Consider the following 523-nt stretch of genomic DNA (forward strand, 5'->3'; position numbering starts at 1 on the left):
GCGGCATGTACACGTAGGACTCGACATCGCAGGCAATCCCCGGGTACCGGTTCCAGTACCAGGTCCCGCCCACGTCGGCCGCCCGGTCGATGAGCCGCACGCTGTCGACGCCGAGCTGACGCAGCCGCACCCCCGTCAACAGCCCGCCGAATCCGGCGCCGATCACCGCGACGTCGACTTCGTCGGTCAGCGGCTCGCGCGTGAATTCACCGTCTGCCCAGGGGTCGTCGGCGAAGCGCGCGAATGCCCCCGCCGTCTCGACGTACTGAGCGATGCCGTCCGGGCGCAATCGGCGCGCGCGCTCTTCCGCGTATTTGCGTCGCAGCGCGTCGACGTCGAACGACACGGTTTCAGTCAAGGCCCGGTCCTCTCGTGGCCCGACTATATAATCAATCGCTTGATCATATCAAGGCGGTGCCGTGTCGGCCCCGCCGCTATCCGCGCCCGCCGGCGAACAACGTTCCGCTGATCATCTTCTTGGCCGAGTCGAGCGCGGCGTGATAATCGCGCGGCGGCGAAGTGG

The 523-nt window shown here is 67.3% G+C and carries 1 protein-coding gene; it reads right to left on the reverse strand.

All coding sequences use genetic code 11. The features are described from left to right. A partial coding sequence (locus A5691_RS29105) for an NAD(P)-binding protein (RefSeq protein WP_156675524.1) occupies window positions 1-358 on the reverse strand: 358 nt, incomplete at its 3' end. Window positions 359-523: the final 165 nt, after the last annotated feature.

The sequence above is a fragment of the Mycobacterium sp. E183 genome, from assembly GCF_001667735.1.
In the GTDB taxonomy this organism is placed as follows: Bacteria; Actinomycetota; Actinomycetes; order Mycobacteriales; family Mycobacteriaceae; genus Mycobacterium.